20 protein-coding genes and 1 tRNA gene are annotated in these 20,950 nt (G+C 44.9%); 19 read left to right on the top strand and 2 right to left on the bottom strand.

What is annotated here, in order from left to right; genetic code table 11:
• The first annotated feature begins 36 nt into the window (after nt 1-36).
• From HF322_RS06040 to hisC, 7 genes are all read left to right on the top strand, one after another.
• A complete protein-coding gene (locus HF322_RS06040) occupies nt 37-822 on the top strand; it encodes a BON domain-containing protein (protein WP_169392504.1) in 786 nt (261 codons plus the stop codon).
• Between the two features lie 134 nt (nt 823-956).
• Nucleotides 957-1,976 carry an alpha/beta hydrolase gene (locus HF322_RS06035; RefSeq protein WP_169392503.1) on the top strand — a complete coding sequence of 340 codons (1,020 nt, stop codon included), beginning with the start codon at nt 957-959 and terminating at the stop codon, nt 1,974-1,976.
• A 143-nt stretch (nt 1,977-2,119) separates the two neighbouring features.
• Nucleotides 2,120-2,365: a BolA family protein gene (locus tag HF322_RS06030; RefSeq protein ID WP_169392502.1), complete on the top strand. Its 246-nt coding sequence runs from the start codon at nt 2,120-2,122 to the stop codon at nt 2,363-2,365.
• A gap of 79 nt (nt 2,366-2,444) precedes the next feature.
• Nucleotides 2,445-3,716, top strand: a complete 1,272-nt coding sequence (murA, locus tag HF322_RS06025; RefSeq protein WP_169392501.1) for a UDP-N-acetylglucosamine 1-carboxyvinyltransferase — start codon at nt 2,445-2,447, stop codon at nt 3,714-3,716.
• Nucleotides 3,717-3,805: 89 nt separating this feature from the next.
• Nucleotides 3,806-4,507, top strand: coding sequence for an ATP phosphoribosyltransferase (gene hisG, locus HF322_RS06020; protein WP_169392500.1), 702 nt, complete (start codon nt 3,806-3,808; stop codon nt 4,505-4,507).
• Nucleotides 4,508-4,633: 126 nt separating this feature from the next.
• On the top strand, nt 4,634-5,932 hold the full coding sequence (gene hisD / locus HF322_RS06015) for a histidinol dehydrogenase (RefSeq protein WP_169392499.1): 1,299 nt from the start codon (nt 4,634-4,636) through the stop codon (nt 5,930-5,932).
• 36 nt (nt 5,933-5,968) lie between these two features.
• Nucleotides 5,969-7,066: a histidinol-phosphate transaminase gene (gene hisC / locus HF322_RS06010; protein WP_169392498.1), complete on the top strand. Its 1,098-nt coding sequence runs from the start codon at nt 5,969-5,971 to the stop codon at nt 7,064-7,066.
• A gap of 95 nt (nt 7,067-7,161) precedes the next feature.
• Here hisC and HF322_RS06005 read toward each other — a convergent pair whose 3' ends face one another.
• Nucleotides 7,162-8,760, bottom strand: coding sequence for an anthranilate synthase component I family protein (locus HF322_RS06005; protein ID WP_169392497.1), 1,599 nt, complete (start codon nt 8,758-8,760; stop codon nt 7,162-7,164).
• A gap of 34 nt (nt 8,761-8,794) precedes the next feature.
• Nucleotides 8,795-10,030, bottom strand: coding sequence for a beta-ketoacyl-ACP synthase II (locus HF322_RS06000; protein WP_169392496.1), 1,236 nt, complete (start codon nt 10,028-10,030; stop codon nt 8,795-8,797).
• A gap of 314 nt (nt 10,031-10,344) precedes the next feature.
• On the opposite strand from HF322_RS06000, the gene HF322_RS05995 reads away from it, so the two are divergent.
• From HF322_RS05995 to rplL, 12 genes are all read left to right on the top strand, one after another.
• A complete protein-coding gene (locus tag HF322_RS05995; RefSeq protein WP_169392495.1) occupies nt 10,345-11,631 on the top strand; it encodes an EcsC family protein in 1,287 nt (428 codons plus the stop codon).
• A 342-nt stretch (nt 11,632-11,973) separates the two neighbouring features.
• Nucleotides 11,974-12,348: a 30S ribosomal protein S12 gene (gene rpsL, locus HF322_RS05990; protein WP_025646352.1), complete on the top strand. Its 375-nt coding sequence runs from the start codon at nt 11,974-11,976 to the stop codon at nt 12,346-12,348.
• Between the two features lie 154 nt (nt 12,349-12,502).
• The gene (gene rpsG, locus HF322_RS05985; protein ID WP_169392494.1) at nt 12,503-12,976 is read left to right on the top strand and encodes a 30S ribosomal protein S7; all 474 of its coding nucleotides are present in this window, start codon (nt 12,503-12,505) and stop codon (nt 12,974-12,976) included.
• A gap of 348 nt (nt 12,977-13,324) precedes the next feature.
• A complete protein-coding gene (fusA, locus tag HF322_RS05980; RefSeq protein WP_169392493.1) occupies nt 13,325-15,451 on the top strand; it encodes an elongation factor G in 2,127 nt (708 codons plus the stop codon).
• Nucleotides 15,452-15,663: 212 nt separating this feature from the next.
• Complete coding sequence (tuf, locus tag HF322_RS05975; protein ID WP_169392111.1) at nt 15,664-16,854, top strand: elongation factor Tu; 1,191 nt, start codon at nt 15,664-15,666, stop codon at nt 16,852-16,854.
• 277 nt (nt 16,855-17,131) lie between these two features.
• Nucleotides 17,132-17,207: transfer RNA gene (locus HF322_RS05970), tRNA-Trp, on the top strand.
• 43 nt (nt 17,208-17,250) lie between these two features.
• Complete coding sequence (gene secE, locus HF322_RS05965) at nt 17,251-17,733, top strand: preprotein translocase subunit SecE (protein WP_169392492.1); 483 nt, start codon at nt 17,251-17,253, stop codon at nt 17,731-17,733.
• Nucleotides 17,734-17,790: 57 nt separating this feature from the next.
• Nucleotides 17,791-18,321 (top strand): transcription termination/antitermination protein NusG, encoded by a 531-nt coding sequence (gene nusG, locus HF322_RS05960; RefSeq protein WP_169392491.1) that lies wholly within the window; start codon nt 17,791-17,793, stop codon nt 18,319-18,321.
• Between the two features lie 68 nt (nt 18,322-18,389).
• The gene (rplK, locus tag HF322_RS05955; RefSeq protein WP_169392490.1) at nt 18,390-18,821 is read left to right on the top strand and encodes a 50S ribosomal protein L11; all 432 of its coding nucleotides are present in this window, start codon (nt 18,390-18,392) and stop codon (nt 18,819-18,821) included.
• On the top strand, nt 18,822-19,523 hold the full coding sequence (gene rplA / locus HF322_RS05950) for a 50S ribosomal protein L1 (protein ID WP_169392489.1): 702 nt from the start codon (nt 18,822-18,824) through the stop codon (nt 19,521-19,523).
• A gap of 346 nt (nt 19,524-19,869) precedes the next feature.
• Nucleotides 19,870-20,397 carry a 50S ribosomal protein L10 gene (gene rplJ / locus HF322_RS05945; protein ID WP_169392488.1) on the top strand — a complete coding sequence of 176 codons (528 nt, stop codon included), beginning with the start codon at nt 19,870-19,872 and terminating at the stop codon, nt 20,395-20,397.
• 105 nt (nt 20,398-20,502) lie between these two features.
• Nucleotides 20,503-20,877: a 50S ribosomal protein L7/L12 gene (gene rplL, locus HF322_RS05940; protein ID WP_169392487.1), complete on the top strand. Its 375-nt coding sequence runs from the start codon at nt 20,503-20,505 to the stop codon at nt 20,875-20,877.
• Nucleotides 20,878-20,950 lie beyond the last annotated feature (73 nt).

Below are 20,950 nucleotides of genomic sequence, written 5' to 3'. Positions count from 1 at the left end.
TTTTAAGACTTTGCCTGAGCTATCATGAGGTATCCCATGACCCAGAACCTTTCTTTTTTTCGCCACAGCGCTTTAAATTCTCGCCGCGTGCTGGTGGGAGCTTTAATTGCAAGCACCCTTCTTGCCAGCGGTTGTGCGACCAATTATTTGACCAACAGCACCAAAGGCACTTATGGTGTTCCGGCAACGGAGCGCACCATCCCACAGCGCTTGCTTGATCGCAGCATCGAGCACACCGCCAAAGTTAACATTTATGGTCTTGAGCAAAACTTGCAGCAAAGCAGCCGAATGAGTATTGACAGCTTTAATAGCGAAGTGCTGCTTTCAGGGGAAGTGCCCACTGAGGCGCTCAAAGACCAAATCGGCAAAGTGGTTGCCTCCATGCCGGACGTTCGCCGCGTTTATAATGAGCTAAAAGTCGGCGTGGCTCGCGGCGCTAGTGCCACGGTTCATGATGGTTATATCAGCTCCAAAATTATGACCAAAGTTGCTGCGGGTAATGCCATGAAATCCTCGCAAATCAAAGTCGTGACCAATGATGGCGTGGTTTACATTATGGGGCGATTAACCCCCACTCAGCAAAGCCAATTGATTGATTTGGCAAACAAAACCGCTGGGGTGATCGAGCTTGTACTCATGACCACGTTGGTCGATGATTCTGGAATGCCTGTCAATGACAATGACATTATGTCTGAAAGTAAAAGCGCGCTATCAAACGCGCCGGCTCCCGTGGTCAATTCGCAAACGGACTATCAACAAGTGCCTGAAGGCTCAAGCCCAACGCCGGTGATTGTCATTGATGAGGCAGATTTTGCGCAATAATTTTTTAGCAATAACTTTTTTAGCGGCTATCGCGATAAAGATTGCCTAAAAAACCATAACACGATTTGCCTAGAAATTGCTGACGCTCGTTTTACAATAGAGTGCTAAAACAGCGAATAACAAGGCGGATCGTCATGGAAAAGACAAAAATTAGCAGCGCTGAGCGGAATATCACCACTTGGGCAGAGTATTCAGATCGTGACCTGATTTCTGAGCTAAAACAAACGCTTCCGCAACAAGGATCAGCCCTAAGTAAGGCGGCGCGATTTGGAATTGCCATGGCAGTGTTGGTTGGCATGACGACATGGGTTACGCAAGAAGCCAAAGCGTTTTCGGCGCTAAATGCAGTCAATCGCATCAGCTCGTCAGGCGGCGTTAGCGTTCAAAAGGACATCCTGTATGGGGATGAGCCGCTGCAAGATTTGGACTTATATTTTCCAAAACCATTGACCGATCAGCTCAACCACCAATCGGCAATAACCACCACGTACCCTTTGGTGATCTTTGTTCACGGTGGCTCTTGGAAAAATGGCAGTAAAGACGATTATGCGTTTGTGGGTCAAAGCCTTGCCAAAGCCGGTTATGTCACGGCGGTCATCAATTATAGAAAAGCGCCTGAGCACGTTTATCCTGATTATGTGAACGATACGGCAAAAGCCATTGCTTGGAGCTATCATAACGCCCCAAGCTTTTTTGCCAATCCTAACAAAATGGCGGTGATGGGGCACTCAGCGGGCGCGTTTAATATGATGGCCGCGGTGTCTAACGCTGATTTTTTAGCGCCATTTGGCATGAAACCTAGCGACATCAAAGCGGTCATTGGCATTGCAGGACCTTACAGTTACGATTTTCGTCGTTATGGCAGTAGCGATGCGTTTCCTAAGGACGCTGATCCCAATAAAATTATGCCCAATCATTTGATTAAAGGGGATCAGCCCGCGTATTTATTATTAACCGCTGAAAAAGATACCGTGGTTCACGATTCAAATACCCTAATTATGACCGAAGCGCTCAAAGCTCATGGCGCTCAGGTGATAACAGGCGAAATCAAAGGCGCAAGTCATGCCACGAGCATCGGTGCGATGGCAACGCCGCTTCAATGGCTCAATAACGTTCGCGCTCAAGTTCTTGATTATTTGGCAGCAACGTTGTAAAAATTGCCAAGTTATGAGCAAGATTGACCTACTGAAAAGGCATCAATCTTGCTATAATGGCGCTATTTTATGCCAAGCCGTCACGCCTTGCTTCAGTTTATGGCTAAGGTTCGGCTCAGCCCTTATTTTTGATAGGATAATTTATGAACGCTGATGATTTGATTGCGTTTTTGCAGCAGCATTTTCCAGACGCTTTTATTCAAGCTGCCAACCAAGGCAATAAGTTTGACGTTCGCGTGGTCGATGCAAGCTTTGAAGGTAAGCGCTTAGTCGCCCGCCAACAAGTAATTTATGCGCTGGTCAATGACAAAATCGCCAGCGGTGATATTCATGCGCTTAATATTCAAGCGTTAACGCCTGCGGAGTGGGAAACTCAAAAGCCGCGCTAAGCTGTGATTTTTTATGGTTGTTCGGGGATATTTTCCGCCCTTTTTTTCGCCCAATTTTTAAGCTAGGTTGTCACACTTTATGGATCAATTTTTAATCACCGGTAGCAGCCGCATTGCTGGGGAAGTTACCATTTCAGGGGCGAAAAATGCCGCGTTGCCATTGCTTGCTGCGATGATTCTTGCCAAAACGCCCATTACGCTACAAAATGTGCCGTCTTTGCAAGATGTTCAAACGCTGGTTAAGCTTATCGCTGGCATGGGCATTGACATTCAAAAAGATGGTTCAGTGGTCACTTGTGACACCAAGAATATAAACAGCTTTTACGCGCCTTATGATTTGGTCAAAACCATGCGCGCCTCTATTTTGGTGCTAGGACCCTTGCTTGCCCGATTTGGCGAAGCTGAAGTGTCCTTACCAGGCGGCTGCGCAATTGGTTCGCGACCCGTCGATCAGCATTTAAAAGCGTTTGAAGCCATGGGCGCGACCATTGTGGTTGAAAATGGCTACGTAAAAGCGCAAGCGCCAAAAGGCGGCAAATTGATTGGTTGCAATTTTTCGTTTGATATGGTCACCGTTGGCGGTACCGAAAACGTGATTATGGCGGCAGCACTGGCAAAAGGCACGACCGTTCTTGGTAACTGTGCTTTAGAGCCTGAAGTGGTTGATTTGGCAAATATGCTCGTTAAAATGGGCGCGCGCATTAGCGGAATTGGCACAGCAACCATGACCATCGAAGGCGTTGATGAGCTTTACGGCTGTGAGTATTCTGTCGTTCCTGATCGTATCGAAACCGGTTCTTATTTGGCAGGCGCTTTAATGACGCGCGGCGATGTTCTGACCAAAAATACTAAAGCGGAACTCTTAATTCCTGTTCTTGAAAAATTTGAAGCGATGGGCGCCACCATTACTACTGGCGATGATTGGATTCGCGCGCAAATGACCGCTCGACCAAAACCTGTCGATATCCGAACTCAGCCGCATCCAGGATTTCCAACGGACATGCAAGCTCAGTTGATGGCGGTTTGCTGCTTGGCAGATGGTACGAGCACCATCATCGAAAATATCTTTGAAAATCGCTATATGCACGTGCCAGAGCTAAAGCGTTTGGGCGCGGATATTAAGATTGATGGTCATACCGCAGTAGTCACCGGTATTGAGCAATTTACCGCAGCGCCTGTGATGGCAACGGATTTGCGCGCTTCAATGTCGCTTGTCATGGCAGCCGCCGCAGCGGAAGGCGAAAGCCTGATTGATCGCATTTATCATATCGATCGCGGTTATGAAGACGTTGAAAACAAACTGCGAGCGCTTGGGGTGACCATTGAGCGCATCAATTCAAAAGACGTTTAACCACCCATCAGCCAAGAGTTAACTGCTTGGCTGAATGCTTATTTTTTTGCTAACTTTTTCACGAACCACCCCGTGACATGGATTTTATGATGACCCAGACGCCAACGCTGCAACCTGCCCCTGTCGATAACGCCGCCGATTCGCAATTTGACGGTTTAACGCTCGCGCTGTCTAAAGGTCGCATTTTAGATGAAACCATGCCGTTATTAAAAGCTGCGGGAATTGAGCTGTTAGAAGACCCCGCAGCCTCGCGAAAGCTCATTTTTCCAACAACCAACCCAAACGTTCGCGTGCTTATCTTGCGGGCAAGTGATGTTCCGACTTACGTTGAGCACGGCGCGGCGGATTTTGGCGTTGCCGGAAAAGATGTCTTGCTTGAGCATGGGGCAAGCCATGTTTACGAATTGCTTGATTTGCAAATTGCCCAGTGCAAATTGATGACCGCAGGAATCAAAGACGCCGTTTTGCCCAAGCGCCGACTTCGCGTTGCTACTAAATACGTCAACGTTGCCCGAGCTTATTTTGCCAGTCAAGCTCAGCAGGTCGATATCATTAAGCTTTATGGCTCAATGGAGCTTGCGCCACTCGTCGGTCTTGGTGATTTGATCGTCGATGTGGTAGATACCGGAAATACTTTGCGCGCCAATGGCTTGGAGCCGCTTGAGCACATTTGCGACATCTCCTCAAGGCTCATTGTCAATCAGGTCAGCTTTAAGCGCAAATTTGCCTTACTTGAGCCGATTTTAGACAGCTTTAAAGTCAGTATTGCCGATAACGCTATAAAAAATTGAAGAAATTTAAAAAACTTCATTTTAAAAAATGAATGCTAAGCGTAGCAGTAAAGTTTTTTAGTTGTGCTAAACTCAATCAACGTGACTTTTTTACCTCCTTGAACTGTTTATAACAAAGGATGATTCATGCGTAAGCTCAACTCCCAAGATGCCGATTTTGAGCAGCAATTAAGCCAGCTGCTTGCTTTTGAGACGGTCAATGACGCCGAACTATTAAGTGTCGTTGACGATATCATTGCGCAAGTTCGCCATCATGGCGATGACAAAGTGCTTGAGTTGACGCAAAAATTTGATGAGCATCCTGCTAAAACCATCAGTGATTTGGACATTGCAAAAGACAAGCTTAAAGCGGCGTTTGATGGTTTAGATAGCGAGGTAAAATCGGCATTAACCACCGCTGCCGATCGCGTTAAGCAGTTTCACGAACGTCAAGCTCAGTCGTCTTGGCAATATGAAGATGATCTTGGCAATATCTTAGGTCAAAAAGTCACCCCGCTTGATCGGGTTGGTATTTATGTTCCGGGCGGCTTGGCATCTTATCCATCGTCCGTGCTCATGAACGCGATTCCAGCAAAGGTCGCAGGCGTCAAAGAAATTATCATGGTCGTTCCTGCCCCAAAAGGCGTGTTAAATCCACTCGTTTTAGCTGCCGCTCACTTATCAGGCGTTGATCGCGTTATCACCATTGGCGGCGCTCAAGCCGTTGCTGCCTTAGCTTACGGCACCAAAACCATCCCGCAAGTGGATAAAATCACTGGTCCTGGCAACAAATTTGTTGCGGCTGCCAAACGCGCCGTTTTTGGTCAAGTGGGCATCGATATGATTGCAGGACCTTCAGAAGTTTTGGTTTACGCTGAAGGTGAACCAGCAGATCGCGCCGACTGGCTGGCGATGGATTTACTTTCCCAAGCTGAGCATGACCGCGTGGCGCAAGCCATTTTTGTGACCACAAGCGCCGAGCAATTAAAAAACGTTGAAATCGAAATTGAAAAAGCATTAAACGAGTTGCCAAAGTCAGACATCGCCCGTGATGCGTTGCAAAATCGGGGTGCACTTATTTTAGTTAAAGATCGCGCTGAGGGACTTCGCGTGATTAACCAAGTTGCCCCTGAGCATTTAGAATTGTCCGTTGATGACCCAAATAGCCTGATTGATGATATTCGTCACGCTGGCGCGATTTTTATGGGACGGCACACCCCTGAAGCTATTGGTGATTACTGCGCAGGACCTAATCACGTGTTGCCAACCTCAGGAACAGCGCGCTTTTCTTCACCGCTTGGCGTTTATGATTTTCAGAAAAAATCCTCGCTGATTTATTGCAGTCAATCCGGCTGCAAACCGTTAGCAAAAACAGCGGATGTTTTAGCCCAAAATGAAGACTTGGACGCTCACGCCAGATCAGCGCGCTACCGCTATCAAGATTAAAAAGACGCCAAACTTGGGCTTTTATTAGGACACCTCATGAACACTTCCGGCATTGATACGAGACTTTGGTCAAAAAAAGCGCAAACGCTGTCGCCTTATATCCCCGGTGAGCAGCCAAAACACGACAATTTGTGCAAACTCAATACTAATGAAAATCCATTTCCGCCTTCACCAAAGGTGAGCGAGGCGATTAGCTCGGTGATTAACCACCAAGCCGATTTGTTAAAGCTGTATCCGGCACCGGAATCGGACGAGCTTCGTCAAGCGTTGGCTGACTTTTATCATTTAAACCGCAACCAAGTCTTTGTGGGAAATGGCTCTGATGAAGTATTAGCATTGGTATTTGCCAGCTTCTTTTTAAAGGAGTTGCCACTATTAGCTCCTGATATCAGCTATAGCTTTTATCCGGTTTATGCGCAAACATTTGGCGTGGAGTTGCAGCAAATTGCGTTAAGCGATGACTTTAGCATCAATCCTGACGACTATCAGCAGCCTTGCGGCGGTATTATTATTGCCAATCCGAACGCCCCAACCGGAATGCTCATGCCATTATCAGCAATCCAAAAGCTTGCCCGTCAGCACCCGAATAGCGTCATTGTCATTGATGAAGCTTATATCGATTTTGCTCAAGATGGCGATCATGCGGTATCAGCGGTCAGCTTGATTAACGAATTTGATAATATTTTAGTCACGCAAACGTTTTCAAAATCGCGATCGCTTGCAGGACTTCGCGTTGGTATGGCGTTTGGTAATCCGTCGTTAATTGAAGCGCTCACCCGAATGAAAAACAGCTTTAATAGCTATCCGCTCGATAAACTAGCGCAAGCTGGGGCAACGGCAAGCGTTCTTGATCGTGATTATTTTGAGAATATTTGCAGCCAAGTGATTGAGCTTCGCGAAGCGTTAACGCGTAATTTAACTTCGCTTGGCTTTGAAGTTTTACCGTCGCAAGCAAACTTTGTGTTTGCCAAACCAAATAAGATGTCAGCCCTAGAGGTGGCTTCAAGGCTTCGCGATCAAGGCATCATCGTTCGCCATTTTAAGCAGCCGCGAATTGAGGATTATTTACGAATTACCGTGGGAACTGCCGAGCAAAATCAGCGATTGGTTGAGGCGTTAACTGAATTGGTTTAATTTTACAAATGATAATAAAAAAGCTTACTGTGACGGTAAGCTTTTTTTATAAAAGTATTATTTTAAACGGCATCGCTTTAAACTATCTTGGCAGACTAGTTTGACTGGCTAAGCACAGCAAGTACATTGCCAACTTTGTCCAAACATTCTTGGTATTCATCGTCACAATTTGACGCCACAGTAATGCCACCGCCTGCCCAAACGCTGATTTGTTTTTGACCGTCGTTATTAACGCTTGCTTGTAAGGTTCGAATCAACACGTTCCATTGACCGCTGCCATCAAAGTTCATAAATCCCATCGTTCCGCAATATGCCCCGCGAGCCTCACTTTCAAGGCTTGAGATAATTTCAACGGCGCGTTTTTTGGGCGTTCCGGTGATTGACCCTGCAGGCAAACTGCCAAACAAAACGCTCAACGGATGAACGTCCGACTTTAAAGTGGCGGTGATGGTGCTGACCAGATGATGAACGTTGCTAAAGCTTTCAATGGCAAACAGTTTGGGCACTTTTACGCTGCCAATTTGCGCGTATTTTCCCAAATCATTGCGCAGCAAATCGACAATCATCACATTTTCGCTGCGGTCTTTTTCGCTGTCTTGAAGCTTTGCCTTTAATTGCTCATCCTGAACGGCATTCCGACCGCGTGGCTGAGTGCCTTTAATGGGTTTGGTAGTAATGGTTAAGTGATGATTATTTCGATTAAAGGTAAAAAACAATTCAGGGGAACAGCTTAATAACTCAAATCCCAAATTATTTTTATACTGATTTTCTAAAGAACCATTTTGAAAATAGGGCAGGGCTAAATAGCCGGCAAAAGGCGCTTGGGTTTTAGCGTCCAGCATCGGCAGATAATCAATCAACGGCGTAGACTCAAAAAGCGGCTTACTTTGCCAAGCTTGGGTGAGATTGATTTGGTAGCAATCGCCATTTAACAAATAATCTTGCGTTTGTTTAAACGCCATTTGATAATCGGCAATTTGCCAAGCTGCTTGTAAATTTAGCGGTAACGGTTGATTTGTGGTCGTTAAATTTGATGCTATTTTCTCATTAAAAGCATTTAGATAGCCAATCAGTTTGGTAATATTAAAATCTTTTGACCATTCAGATTTGGGCTGATGGATAACTAACTGCCAAAGCTTTTCATCATTTTTTTGCAAAGGTTTAAGATAAATATCGTAATGACCTAAAAACGCGCAAGGTTGATTTTTGGCTTGTTGAATAGGCGCAGTTGGGCTAAGTTCATTTGCGGCAATATCATAACCAATAAATCCCATCAAGCCGTGATGATACTTTAAGTTATTATTGATTTCATAAGCTTGATTTGGTTGTTTAAATTTATCCGCGTAATCAATTAGTAATTGCTGCCAAGCCTCATAAGTTATTTGTGAGGTTTGAGGCGTTGGCGAATTATCACGGCAAATCGTATTAAGATAATAAAGTGCTTTGCCGTCACCAGTTTTTTGGCTAGAAAAATATAGCGACCAGCTCACTTTTGGCAATATTCCAATCACTGGCGCGCCATCATTATTCAGCCAAAGCATCTGCCAAGGTAAGCGGCTATCTTGAGCGCTTAAAAACTTTTGCAGCTGAGTCACCAGTGCCGCTGTCGTTAAATTGCCAAACGACCAACAAAACTTCGATGAAAAATCAGCCGCCAAGGTGGCAGCTGAGGTTGAATTTAATGGTTTATTCATAAAAAGCAGTTCATAAAGACTTAATTTTAACAGGTTATTCAGCAAACTTTTTGATGATTAAAGTCGCGTTCGTGCCGCCAAAGCCAAAGCTGTTGCTCATGATGCTATCAAGTTCAACATCGCGTTTTTCGGCAACGATATCAAAGTCTTGAGCATCCTCATCAAGGTTTTCAAGATTGATGTTCGGCGCGATAAAGTCGTTTTGTAGCATAAGCAAGCAGTAAATCAGCTCTTGAGCGCCGACTGCGCCTAAACTGTGACCCGTCATTGATTTGGTTGAGCTGATGGGCGGCACGTTTTTGGCATCACCACCAAAGACTTTAGCAATCGCGCCAAGCTCGGTAATGTCGCCAAGCGGCGTGCTGGTGCCGTGAGAGTTAATATAATCAACCGAGTCAAGTCCGGCTTGGCTTAAAGCTTGCTGCATACAGCGAACCGCGCCTTCACCGCTTGGGGCAACCATTTCAGCGCCATCCGAGCTTGCGCCGTAACCGACGATTTCGGCTAAAATGTTGGCGCCGCGAGCTTTGGCATGATCCAAGCTTTCGATCACCACCATCGCGCCGCCGCCTGCAATCACAAAGCCATCGCGGTCTTTGTCATAAGGTCGCGACGCTTTGGTTGGTGTGTCGTTGTACTGGGTGCTCATCGCGCCCATGGCATCAAACATACAAGACTGCGTCCAGTCCTCAGCTTCACTGCCACCAGCTAGCACCACATCGGCTTTACCCAGCTGAATGAGCTCTGCGGCGTGACCAATGCAATGCGTTGAGGTGGCGCAAGCGGACGAAATTGAATACGAAATCCCTTGAATCTTAAGCCCTGTGGCAAGCGCGGCTGACACCGAGCTGCTCATCGTTTTTGGCACTGCCATCGCGCCCACACCGCGAAGCCCTTTATCTTTCATCGCATCTACGGCATTGGTCACATCAGAAGTTGACGCGCCGCCAGATCCTGCGACCAACGCCACGCGCGGATTGCAGTTAATGGTGTCAAGACTTAGCCCTGATTGCTCAATCGCCGCCAAAGCGCTGACATAAGCGTAAAGGCTGGCGTCACTAAAAAAGCGCTTAAGCTTTCGGTCAATCTTTGACGTGTCAAGTTTTGATTTATCAATACTGCCGCTCACCTGCGACTTAAAGCCGTGCTCGGCATAGCTTTCATTAAATACAATTCCTGATTGACCCAATTGCAGTGCTTGCAATACCGATTCTAAATCCTGACCGATGCAAGAGACAATTCCCGCTCCTGTGATGACGACTCGGCGCATAATTCATTCCTTTTATTTATTTATGAGTGCTAAAAATCACGTAAAAATCTTGCCTCATCATACCGCAAATTAACCACTTGAGTGGATAAATCATCCAAAATAATTATTCATGGTCTTCATAATTATCATAAATAAAGGGTTAATAAAACCACGCAAACCGCGCGTCAACGCTAGATTTTTAGATACAAATGTCACTATCTCCATAACATTGTTCGAACTGACAACGCTTTAATGATGTCATTAAAATAAAGGCATTATTATTGATTAACTATTACGTATTAACTATTTTGATAATTTTAATTAAGGATATGGTCATGGCAAAGCAAAGCACCTTGTCACAAGGGTTAAGTTTGGTGGGGCACTTTACCCGAAACAATCTTGAGCGCGTGGGCGCCTTAATTGACACCGTCAACGCCAAAACTGACAAGCCAAGACAGTTTAAGGCGGTTGATTTGGGCGATACTGACTTTCAACAAGACAAGTTTCGCGAACAAACGATTAAAGCCACTGAGCAGCTTTTAGGAACACGCTTTGCCACTTACGGTAAATTTGCCAAAAAAATTGTCCCAAACAAATTGTCGCAATCGGCGCTGGATGGCGCGTTTGAGCAAGTTGCCAAATTGGCATCAAGCTGGAGCCAACTTGATTTGCCCAACGAGCACCGCTTTGCTGACGTTTCAAAACTTGATGAAGAAGAGCGCCATGCGCTTGCCACCGACATTGCCAATCAAAACCGAGCATTGGCAACTTTAGGCGGCATTTCAGGACTTGCCGGATTGCCAGGATTGCTTGCTGATACGTTATGGCTGCTTTTGGTGTCTTTACGAACTGTTTATCAGCTTGCTGCCGTTTATGATAAGCCCTTAACCGGAAAGCAAGGCATTAAGATGGCTTACGAGCTGTTATCTGCCGCTGATTTGAGCAAGATGCAAGAAAAGCAAGCGCTTCTTGCGGGTATTGGTGTGGGTAAAGGCTTGCTTGATAATGCCCAAAGCCAAGGACTTCATAATGAGCTTAAAAACTTAGGGCTTAAAAATCAAAGCGTTAACTATTACGCAGAACAAATTGATAATATCGCAAGCCAAGTAGGCATCGATTTAGACAATATCAATTTAACTTGGATTCGCAAATTTTTACCCTTTACCGCTGTATTAGTGGGAATGCGCTATAACAGCCGTTTGATTGAAGAAGTCATTGGCACCGCTCAAGCAACTTTTGGTCCTGAACCTAAACTTGCTCACGCCGCCATCACGGATGACAGCAAAAGTGAAGCCTCAATCAGTGACTTAAAAAATAGCGTCAAAGATCAGCAAGATAAAAAAGACAGTAGCGACAAACCATCTGAAGAAAAAATATCTGAAACAGACGAGAAATCTAAGACTGAAAGCAATGACAAAGCTAACGATAAAAAAGAAGTGAAAGATAGTAAAGTAGATAGCAAAAATAGCGATGATAAAGCGGCAAGTGATAAATCTAGGTCAGATGCTAACAAAAAGAGCAGTGACAAAAATGACAACTCTGACAGCAAAGACGAAGCTGCCAATGCTAAGCAAGACAATAAAAAGGCGGAAGCAAATAGCGAGAGCACTTCGGTAAAATAAGCCTTTTTATAAAAATGCTTGATTAGATAAAGTACAAAAAAGGGATAACTTAGATTGTCCCTTTTTTTGTGGCGGACTTTAAAAGGTGGATAGCACCCCCATAATAACGCTCAAGAAGTCAGCTTGTGGTTGACTTTTCATTAATTGCTACTATTTGCTTTATTAGCCATTTTACAACGCCACATGAATTACCCAACTTGCAAGATAGTGGATAAGTGGTTGAAATAGCAGCAACATATCTTTATAATATACTGTCCTAAAAATGGGCGCTGGCGGCGCAAGTAAATCTTGCGGCTTTGGCACCATTTTTTTGTTTTAGACTAAACGGGAGAAGGATGCCTTATGGCAACAACTAACCAATTGATTCGTAAGGGTCGCAAAACCATCAAGGAAAAATCAAAAGTTCCTGCGTTGCAAGCGTGCCCACAACGCCGCGGTGTTTGCACCCGCGTTTACACCACCACCCCTAAAAAGCCAAACTCAGCCATGCGTAAAGTTTGCCGTGTTCGTTTGACTTCAGGCTATGAAGTATCAAGCTACATCGGTGGTGAAGGTCATAACTTACAAGAGCATAGCGTTGTGCTCATCCGTGGTGGTCGTGTTAAAGACTTACCAGGTGTTCGTTACCACACTGTTCGCGGCGCACTTGACTGTGCTGGCGTTAAAGACCGTAAACAAGGTCGTTCAAAATATGGTGCGAAAAAGCCAAAAGCTTAATCTTTTTTAATCAGGTTTAATGCTTGTTGACTTTTAACCCAATTATTCACTTTGCATGATTTTATTTTAGCATCATGCAGTAAGGCTGACTGACAGCAGTTATTTTAAGTGATGCTGTGAATGTCAGACGCTCCTGAAGACAAGGAAATTTAGTATGCCAAGACGTCGCGTTGTCGCTGCCCGTGAGATCCTCCCTGATCCTAAGTTTGGTAGCAAAACTATCGCTAAATTCATCAACCACGTTATGATTGATGGTAAAAAATCAACCGCTGAGCGCATTGTTTACGGTGCTTTAGATACCGTAAGCCAAAAACGCAACATCGAAGATCCGGTTGCTTTTTTTGAAGAAGTGCTTGAAAACGTTCGCCCAATGGTTGAAGTAAAAGCCCGCCGCGTTGGTGGTGCTACCTATCAAGTGCCAATGGAAGTACGCCCCTCCCGTCGTACGGCCTTGGCAATGCGCTGGCTTGCTGAAGCGGCCTCAAAGCGTTCTGAAAAGTCAATGGCGCTTCGCTTAGCGGGCGAATTGAGTGACGCTTCAGAAGGTAAAGGTAACGCCATGAAAAAACGTGACGAAGTTCACCGTATGGCAGATGCGAACAAAGCGTTCTCGCATTACCGCTTCTAATTTGCTCGTAATGAGTCACCAATATTTTGTGATTCATCGTCTTCCGCTTTCATGGCAGCAGTTATTGTTGACTTAAAAGCGGAAGTCCGTTTCAACACGGTCTTATTTTGTTCGTGGTTTTAAATCTTAAATGTTTATTAACAATTGGGGTTAAGCTGGCGGCAAGCAAATAAAATAAGATAATTCCTTGAATTTATTCCAAAACCGCCGCATATTTTGATGCCAAGATATGAATGATTGCTTTTATGATTCATATAAATAACATGAAGCAGCGCTTTTGCCTGTTTTAGTCTTTGGTAGACAGTGACACTACATTCATACATACACGATTTTCCTTAGGAAGACACTATGGCTCGTACAACTCCCTTAAATCGCTATCGCAATATCGGTATCTCAGCGCATATTGACGCTGGTAAGACGACCACAACTGAGCGTATTTTGTTCTATACTGGAGTCAGTCACAAAATTGGTGAAACCCACGACGGCGCGGCTACCATGGACTGGATGGAGCAAGAACAAGAGCGTGGTATTACCATTACTTCAGCGGCGACCACTTGCTTTTGGTCAGGAATGTCAAAACAGTTTCCTGAGCACCGCGTTAACATCATCGACACCCCAGGTCACGTTGACTTCACCATTGAAGTTGAGCGTTCAATGCGAGTTCTTGATGGCGCTTGCATGGTTTACTGTGCGGTAGGTGGCGTTCAGCCTCAGTCTGAAACTGTTTGGCGTCAAGCAAACAAATATAAAGTGCCTCGTTTAGCGTTCGTTAACAAAATGGACCGCGTCGGTGCTGATTTTTACCGCGTTGTTGACCAAATCAAAGCCCGTCTTGGCGGCAAACCTGTGCCTTTAGTGATTCCTATTGGTAAAGAAGATGACTTTGAAGGCGTGGTTGATTTGATCACCATGAAAGCCATCTACTGGGATGAAGCTTCTCAAGGAATGCAGTTTGAAGAGCGCGACATTCCTGCTGAATTGCAAGACAAAGCTGAAGAATACCGTGAAATGCTCGTTGAAAACGCGGCTGAAGCTTCAGAAGAGCTGATGAATGATTACTTAGAAAATGGTGAATTGACCGAAGATCAAATTCACACGGCGCTTCGTCAATTGACCATTGATAACGAAATCATTCCAGTACTTTGCGGAACAGCGTTTAAGAACAAAGGCGTTCAAAAAATGCTAGACGCGGTTATCCGTTATTTGCCAGCTCCTCAAGACGTTCCTGCCATTAAAGGTATTCTTGATGACAAAGAGGGCACAGAAGCGACTCGTGAAGCTTCTGATGACGCACCGTTTTCAGCACTTGCGTTCAAAATCATGAACGATAAGTATGTGGGAAGCTTGACCTTCGTTCGCGTTTATTCAGGCGTGATCACTCAAGGTAGCAGCGTTTATAACCCTGTAAAAATGAAGCGTGAGCGTGTTGGTCGTATCGTTCAGATGCACGCGGACTCTCAGCAAGAATTGACTGAAATTCGCTCAGGTGATATCGCAGCGCTAGTGGGCATGAAAGATGTGACCACAGGGGATACCCTTTGTGATGAAAACAACATCATCACCCTTGAGCGTATGGAATTCCCAGATCCAGTTATCAGCCTTGCAGTTGAACCAAAAACCAAAGCTGACCAAGAAAGAATGTCAATTGCGCTTGGTCGTTTGGCAAAAGAAGACCCTTCATTCCGTGTTCACACTGATGAAGAATCTGGTCAAACCATCATCAGCGGTATGGGCGAATTGCACCTTGAGATCTTGGTTGATCGTATGAAGCGTGAATTTAACGTTGATGCGAACATTGGTGCGCCTCAGGTTGCTTACCGTGAAACCATCCGTAAAGTGATTGAGCAAGAAGGTAAATTTGTTCGTCAAACTGGTGGTCGTGGTAAATTTGGTCACGTTTGGTTACGCCTTGAGCCGCTTGATCCGGCAGGCGACGTTGAATACGAATTTGCTGAAGAAGTGGTTGGTGGTACTGTACCAAAAGAATTCCACGGTGCAGTTGACAAAGGTATCCAAGAGCGCATGAAAAACGGTGTTCTTGCAGGCTATCCAGTGGTTGGCGTTAAAGCGACCCTTTATGATGGTTCATACCATGACGTTGACTCGGATGAGTTGTCATTTAAAATGGCAGGTTCAATTGCCTTCAAAAAAGGTTTCATGAACGCTGATCCTGCGCTTCTTGAACCGATCATGAAGGTTGAAGTTGAAACGCCTGAAGACTACATGGGCGATATCATGGGTGACTTAAACCGTCGCCGCGGTATGGTTCAAGGTATGGAAGACCTTCCTGGTGGCACCAAGCAAATCCGCGCTGAAGTACCGTTAGCTGAAATGTTCGGTTACGCCACCCAAATGCGCTCAATGTCGCAAGGTCGCGCTACCTACTCAATGGAATTCCAAAAATACGCGGAAATTCCAAAATCAGTTTCAGAAAGCATCATCTCTAAATTTAACTCAAAAGATGATGATGAGTAAGCAGTAACTGCAAGCTTATAAGAGTAAAGCAATGTGAGGAGAATGTTCCTTACATTGCTATTAAGCTTTATTGATAACCGATAAAACACTTGTTATTAATCAAAGAATTCTTATAATAGTTGCAACTTGTTTGTCTTATCTGATTAACAATTATTTAAAAGCGGTCAGTCGATTGATATTAGCGATTGCCCCCAAATAAAGAGGAAAACTCCATGGCAAAGGCCAAGTTTGAACGCAACAAGCCCCACGTCAACGTCGGCACCATCGGACACGTTGACCATGGCAAAACCACCCTAACCGCAGCGATTGCAACCGTTGCTGCAAAAACCTCAGGCGGCGAAGCCAAAGACTACGCAGCCATTGACAGCGCCCCTGAAGAAAAAGCGCGTGGCATCACCATCAACACCAGCCACATTGAATATGACACCCCAGAGCGTCACTACGCTCACGTCGACTGCCCAGGTCACGCCGACTATGTTAAAAACATGATCACCGGCGCGGCTCAAATGGACGGCGCAATCCTCGTGGTATCAGCCACTGACGGCCCAATGCCACAAACCCGCGAGCACATCCTATTGTCTCGTCAGGTAGGCGTACCGTACATCATCGTCTTCATGAATAAATGCGATATGGTTGATGACGAAGAATTGCTTGAATTGGTAGAAATGGAAGTTCGTGAATTACTTAGCGACTACGACTTCCCAGGTGATGACACCCCAATCATCAAAGGCTCAGCTTTAGAAGCCCTAAACGGCAAAGACGGCAAATACGGTGAGCCTGCGGTTCAAGAACTACTGAACACCCTTGACACCTACATCCCAGAGCCTGAGCGTGACATCGACAAAGCATTCCTCATGCCAATCGAAGACGTCTTCTCAATCTCAGGTCGTGGTACGGTTGTGACTGGTCGTGTTGAATCAGGAATCGTAAAAGTTGGTGACGAAATCGAAATCGTCGGTATTCGCCCAACACAAAAAACCACCTGTACCGGTGTTGAAATGTTCCGCAAATTGCTTGACGAAGGTCGCGCTGGTGAAAACTGTGGCGTTCTACTTCGCGGCACCAAGCGTGAAGACGTTCAACGTGGTCAAGTATTGGCAAAACCTGGTTCAATCACCCCGCACACCAAGTTTGACGCTGAAGTTTACGTCTTATCAAAAGAAGAAGGTGGTCGTCACACCCCATTCTTGAATGGCTATCGTCCACAGTTCTACTTCCGTACCACGGACGTGACTGGTGCGATCCAATTGCAAGACGGCACTGAAATGGTTATGCCAGGCGACAACGTTGAGATGGGCGTGGAATTGATCCACCCAATCGCGATGGACAAAGGTCTTCGCTTTGCAATCCGTGAAGGCGGTCGTACGGTTGGCGCAGGCGTTGTAGCTAACGTTCGTGACTAATCCAAACGCTTGCTAGTGATTGAAAAAACCGTCCGATTTGGACGGTTTTTTTGTGGCTAAACTGTGGCTAGATTCAGGTATTTAATTCAGTTAAGCGCTTGTTTTTGAGCATTGAGCTTGCTATATTAGCCCTCAGCGTTAATTATCGCTTGCAATAAAAAGAGGAGCATGAAGTAAAATAAGCTTGAGATTTATTTTTCAGCAAATTTTAAAAATCATGAGCAAAATACTTGCAATTTTATCGAAATATTGTATAATGCTCACCTTTAACACCTATAGGCGATTGGCTCAATTGGTAGAGCATCGGTCTCCAAAACCGAGGGTTGTAGGTTCGAGTCCTACATCGCCTGCCATCTTTTTTATCTCTTTGTAGTAAGCCGGCATCGTGAGTCCATTATGAGCAATGAGCATGATAACCTTGATACAAAGTTATCTGCTAGCAATGCGACCGCTGGCGGATTACTGAGTAAGCAGAAGCAAGATATGGCAGCAAGTTCAGCAGTCGAAGTTGCAAAAACCAGTTCAGCCAAAGACATCGTGCTTTGGCTTATTGCTATTGTCTTATTGATTGGCGCCACATTAGTCAATCAGTATTTACCCGGCTATTGGCAGCCAGCAAACAACGTTTGGATACGAATTGGTCTGATCGTCGTTTTAATTATTATAGCTTTGGTTTGTTTGGCGTTGACCCATCAAGGGCGCGCTTTTAAGATTTTATTAAAAGATGCGGGGATTGAGCTGCGCCGCGTCACTTGGCCAAGTAAAGATGAAACCTTTCAATACACATGGCAAGTCCTTGTCGTGATGGCGATTGTTGGGTTTTTTGTTTGGCTGTTAGATAACTTTTTTAATTGGTTTGTTGGCGTTTTTATCGGCTAATAACAGTAAGACTGACTGATAATTTATTGATCAACAAAAAAAGATTAGGAGCGCCCAATGCGTTGGTATATTGTCCAAGCGTTTTCAGGATATGAAAAACAAGTGCAGCGCTCACTGATCGAGCGTATTAAGCGCAGTGAATTTGCAGAAATGTTCGGTGATGTTTTGGTGCCCACCGAAGAAGTCATCGAAATGAAAGATGGTAAAAAACGTAAAAGCGAGCGCAAGTTTTTTCCAGGATACGTATTGATCCAAATGGAAATGAACGATGACACTTGGCATATCGTCAATGAATGTCCGCGAATCATGGGATTTATCGGCGGAACGCCTGAAACGCCTGCGCCTATCACCCAAAATGAAGCCGATCGTATTTTAAACCGCTTAAATCAATCGCAATCAAGTCCAAGACCGAAAACGCTATTTGAACCAGGTGAAGAGCTACTTGTGATTGACGGTCCATTTACTGACTTTAAAGGGTTGGTTGAAAAAGTGGATTACGAAAAATCTAAGCTTCAATTGACCGTGAACGTATTTAACCGACCTACTCAGGTTGAGCTTGAATTTAGTAAAGTTGAAAAACTGCACTAAATAATTTTAAACCGGGGAGCTTATTGTTTTTTGATCAATAGGCGTCATTACCCAATAAGGAGACAATCATGGCAAAGAAGATTGATGGCTACATCAAACTACAAGTGCCTGCTGGCAAAGCAAACCCTTCACCACCAATTGGTCCAGCTTTGGGTCAAAAAGGGGTGAACATCATGGCGTTCTGTAAAGAATTTAACGCCGCCACTTCAAGTCAAGAGCCAGGATTACCTATCCCAACGGAAATTACCGTTTATAGCGATAAGTCATTCACCTTTATCATGAAATCGCCACCAGCCGCTTATTTACTTCGTAAAGCTGCTGGGATTGCTAAAGGATCAGGAACGCCAAACACTTCTAAAGTAGGAAGCGTGAGCCGTGAGCAGTTAGAAGAAATCGTCAAAACCAAAGACGCTGACTTGACTGCCGCTGATCTTGATGCAGCGGTTCGTACCATTGCCGGAACTGCCCGTTCAATGGGAATCACCGTGGAGGGTGTGTAAATGAGTAAGCTTACCAAACGCCAAAAAGAAATCCAAAGCCGAATCGATAACGAAAAGCTTTATACCCTCGAAGAAGCGGTGCAATTGCTTAATGATTTGCCACCAGCAAAATTCAAAGAGTCAATCGACATCGCCGTAAACTTGGGCGTTGATCCACGTAAATCAGACCAAGTAGTTCGTGGTGCAACCAATCTTCCTGCAGGAACAGGCAAAACCAAACGCGTTGCTGTATTTGCTCAAGGCGCTGCTGCTGAAGCCGCTAAAGAAGCTGGTGCAGATATCGTAGGCTTTGAAGATTTGGCTGAGCAAATCAAAGCGGGCAACATGGACTTTGATGTGGTTATCGCCGCTCCTGATGCTATGCGAATTGTAGGTCAGCTTGGTACTATCCTAGGACCTCGCGGCTTAATGCCAAACCCAAAAGTTGGCACAGTAACACCAAACGTTGCAGAAGCAGTTGCTAACACTAAAGCAGGTCAGGCGCAGTACCGTGTTGACAAAGCGGGTATCATCCATACCACGATTGGTCAAATCGGCTTTAATGCAGACCAAATTGAGCAAAACGCTCAAGCCTTGCTTAATGATTTGAAGCGTGCAAAACCTGCAACTTCAAAAGGTGTTTACATCAAAAAAATTACGCTATCAAGCACTATGGGACCAGGACTGAGCATTGATCCTGTACCCTACCGCGTGGCAAAATAATCAGCTTTTAGCCCTTATTTAACAAGGCTAAAAAAAGCTATTTAATCTTATTTTAAAAATTAGGTCAGCGCAGCTTATGCGCTGTCTAAGACCGTAGGTAAAAGATGATAGGCGCTTGCGCTTGATCTTTGTTAATTGATTGCAATCGTAAGATTGTATTGGCCTACGCAGACGGTGACCCAAACAGTTTATGATAGAGCAATAATTTTTTATTTCTCGATGTTTATTCTGATAACGGTGCCGTAATCAGTCGTTATTTAAAGGCTTTTTGCTTTAAATAATGTGTCGTATCAAGTCAGCTTTTATTATTAATGATAAAAGCTTGATAAGATTAAGGAGTCAACTTATGGCATTAACGCTAGAACAAAAACAACAAGTTGTGGCTGAAGTGTCTGAAGTTGCTGCTAATGCTTACTCAGCAGTTGCTGCCGAATATCATGGTATTGGTGTTGCGAAACTTACTAAGCTTCGTGAACAAGCCCGTGAAAAAGGCGTCGTTTTAAAAGTGGTTAAAAATACCCTTGCCAAACGCGCTTTTGAAGGCACAAAGTTTGAGTGTATGTCAGATAGTCTAACTGGGCCATTACTTTTGGCTTTCTCAATGGAAGATTTGGGATCTGCTGCTCGCGTCGTTTACGACTTTAGCAAAGAAAACCCAACCCTTGAGACCAAATTGATCTCAGTTGGCGGTGAAGTCTTTGGTCCACAAGAGCTTGAGCGCGTATCGAAGTTACCAACTCGCGACGAAGCTTTAGCAATCTTGATGGCAACCATGAAAGCACCAGTGACCAAGCTTGCTCGTACCATGAAAGAGGTTCCTGGCAAATTTGTTCGCACTGTAGCAGCAGTCAAAGATGCAAAAGAAGCCGCTTAATTGCTTGTTTTAACCCTTTAACCTCAATGCTATTGGCAATTATTAATTATCCTGCCGCATTGATGTTAAATTTATTTAAATTTTATCAGAAAACGGAGAGTTCTCATGGCACTATCTAAAGATGATGTGTTAAACGCAATCGCTGAAATGTCAGTAATGGACATCGTTGAATTAATCAGCGCTATGGAAGAAAAATTCGGCGTAACTGCTGCCGCTGCTGTTGCTGCCGCTCCTGCTGCTGCTGAAGGCGCTGCTGCTGCTGAAGAAAAAGACGAGTTTGACGTGATCCTAGCGGGCTTTGGTGACAAGAAAGTTGGCGTTATTAAAGCCGTTCGTGAAGCAACTGGCCTTGGCTTAAAAGAAGCTAAAGACTTAGTTGAAAGCGCCCCAGCTCCTATCAAAGAAGGCGCGTCTAAAGCCGAAGCTGAAGAATTGAAGAAAAAGCTTGAAGAAGCTGGTGCAACTGTTGAGTTAAAATAAGCTCAAGTTTTGCTCTAAAAAAGCTGGTAATGCGCTTGCATTGCCAGCTTTTTTTTGCTAAAATATGTCAATT

It is taken from the genome of Psychrobacter sp. MF31, assembly GCF_012847335.1.
GTDB lineage: Bacteria > Pseudomonadota > Gammaproteobacteria > Pseudomonadales > Moraxellaceae > Psychrobacter.
The sequence above is the reverse complement of the archived record's forward strand: the minus strand, read 5'-3'. Positions and strand labels throughout refer to the sequence as shown.